Origin of the sequence: Yoonia sp. (genome assembly GCF_036770585.1) — a bacterium.
Taxonomy (GTDB): Bacteria; Pseudomonadota; Alphaproteobacteria; order Rhodobacterales; family Rhodobacteraceae; genus Yoonia.
In genome coordinates, this window is record NZ_DAIPIW010000129.1 from 1 (window position 1) to 2,765 (window position 2,765).

2 protein-coding genes are annotated in these 2,765 nt (G+C 61.7%); both read left to right on the forward strand.

The genetic code is table 11. The features are described from left to right. The coding region (locus V7N12_RS13920; protein ID WP_333715261.1) for an amidohydrolase at positions 1-1,589 on the forward strand (1,589 nt) is incomplete at its 5' end. 68 nt (positions 1,590-1,657) lie between these two features. After that, a partial coding sequence (locus V7N12_RS13925) for an ABC transporter ATP-binding protein (RefSeq protein WP_443089973.1) occupies positions 1,658-2,765 on the forward strand: 1,108 nt, incomplete at its 3' end.

Below are 2,765 nucleotides of genomic sequence, written 5' to 3' on the forward strand. Positions count from 1 at the left end.
ATGCCGTTGCGATAGCGGGGGACCGGATTTTGGCGTTGGGAGCAGGGGCGCTTGCGGCCGCTGGCCCAGAGTGTCAGCGGATCGATGCGAATGGCGCGACCGTCTTGCCCGGTTTCATCGAAAGCCATCTGCACCTATTCATGGGTGGGTCGGAACTGGCGCATCTGCAGTTGCTGGATGTGGCGGGGCCGGATGCCCTGGCCAAAGCTATCCACGATTATGCCAACTCCAACCCTGACCGGCTGGTGATCGTCGGGCAGGGCTGTGATTATGGCATCTACGGCCGCTCCCTCACACGGCACGACCTTGATGCGATCCTGCCGGACCGTCCTGTGTGCCTGCTTGCGGCGGATCATCATACGGCTTGGGCCAATACAATGGCGCTCGAGATGGCCGGAATATTGCATGGCGCAGAGCTTGGGCCAGGCAACGAGATCGTGACGGAAAACGGCATCGCCACCGGCGAATTGCGCGAATTTGAGGCGAAAGCGCCGGTGCTGAAACTTGCTGGCGAAAGCCGCATCATGGCTGGGATCGCAACCGGCCGCGATCCGGTGCCGCATCCCACGCAGGCGGATATGCTTGCCGATCTGCCCGCAATGGAACGCGGCCTGGCGCATTGCGCGCGGCACGGGTTCACCAGCCTCGTAAACATGGACGGCAACCGCTATACGCTGGAGGTGCTGGAGCACCTGCGCCGTGAAGGCAGGCTGACGGCCCGCGTGCGGGTTCCCTATCATTTCCGTAACGACCACCAGATCAGTGATCTGGACACCGCCAGCGCGATGACCGCCGATTACAACGACGACTGGCTGTCATCGGGTTTCGTCAAGCTTTTCATGGACGGTGTGGTCGACAGCGGCACGGCGGTCATGCTCAACGATTATCCCGATCAGCCGGGGTGGCGCGGCGAGCCTTTGCACAGTGCCGAACGCTTTGCCCAAATCTGTGTCGAGGCGGACCGGCGCGGTCTTCAGATCGCGGTCCATGCGATCGGAGACGGGGCTGTGCGGCGGGTACTGGACGGCTATGAGGCTGCGCGCAACGCCAATGGCGCGCGCGACGCGCGCCACCGGATCGAACATATCGAACTGATCGATCGTGCCGATATCCCGCGCATGGCCGACATGGGGGTGGTGGCGTCAGTGCAGCCGTCGCACCCACCCGGCGCGATGGATTTTCCGCTGTTTCCGACTTTGGACAAAATCGGGCGCGACCGCTGGAACGATGCCTATCTGGTGCGTAGTCTGCGCGATGCGGGGGCGCATATCGTTTTCGCCTCGGACTGGCCAGTCGCGGATGTGAACCCGCTGCGATCCATTCAGGCTGCGGTGACCAGACAACCCTATGAGGGGGCGCAGGACGAACGCGTATCTTTGCGCGACGTCCTTGCCGCCTATACGATCGGCGGCGCCTATGCCGAACATACCGAAGATCGCAAGGGCATGTTACGTCCGGGGTATCTGGCAGATATTGTCATCCTGTCCGATGACATCGAAGCCGTGCCCGCTGACCAGATCGCGAGCCTGACTGTGCAAAAAACAATCTGTGGGGGCAAAGTCGTCTGGGAAAACGCAATTTTGGTCTGACGAGATAGCGAAAGCCCTTGAAAGACCCGCCGCCCGCGGTTTCACTATCGGGTAAAGGAGAAGCTCCCTTGGTCACTGACAAGCAAGATCATCACGATGAGATCGAGATTGAACGAGTCGGTAAGGTCTTCGGACAGGGCGAGACCGCCTATCACGCCCTGATCGATATCGACCTGTCGATCCGCAGCGGTGAATTCTTCACACTTCTTGGTCCTTCAGGGTGCGGCAAGACCACTTTGTTGCGGGTGATCGCAGGTTTCGAACACCCGACCACTGGCCTACTTCGGATCAAGGGGGTGGATGTGGCGGGGCAAGCGCCGAACCAGCGGCGGGTGAACACGGTTTTTCAGAATTACGCGCTGTTCCCACACCTGACCGTCGCGCAGAATATCGGTTTCGGTCTCAAGATGCAGGGGCGGCCAAAGGCGGAAATCGCGGCGACCACAGACGAGATGATGCAGCTCGTGAAGATGGACACCATGGCCGCGCGCAAACCCAACGAGTTGTCGGGCGGACAGCAGCAGCGGGTCGCGCTTGCTCGGGCACTGGCACCGCGCCCCAACGTGCTGCTGCTGGATGAACCGCTCAGCGCGCTCGATCTGAAGCTGCGCAAGGAGATGCAGACGGAATTGAAGCGCCTGCAGGTGGAAACCGGCATCACCTTCGTTTTCGTCACCCATGATCAGGAAGAGGCGCTGACGATGTCCGACCGGATCGCCGTGATGCGGCAGGGTCGCGTGCTGCAGCTTGGCACCCCGCAAGAAATCTATCATGCCCCCACAACCCGTTTTGTGGCCGATTTCATCGGCGAGACCAATGTCCTGAACCTGCGCGTCGTCAGCGTCCGGAGCGATGGCGCCGATCTCGCGCTGCCGGGCGGACAGGTCGTGCCGGCGCGCATGGCCGCTGGTTTGGTGCCGCAGCAGGGCGACACTGTAGCGGCCGTGATCCGCCCTGAACAAGCCGTGCTTGCCGCCACGGATGCCGGTCACATGACAGCTTCGGTGCAGAATGCGGTGTTCTTCGGCACCGATACGCATATCCATCTGACGTTGGCCGACGGTCAGCCCTTCACATTGCGCCGACAGAACAATGCCGGGCTTGCCGATCCGGTGCCGGGGTCGCAGATCGGGGTCGCGCTGGCGCAAGGCGCATTGCAGATACTGAAAGGGGATT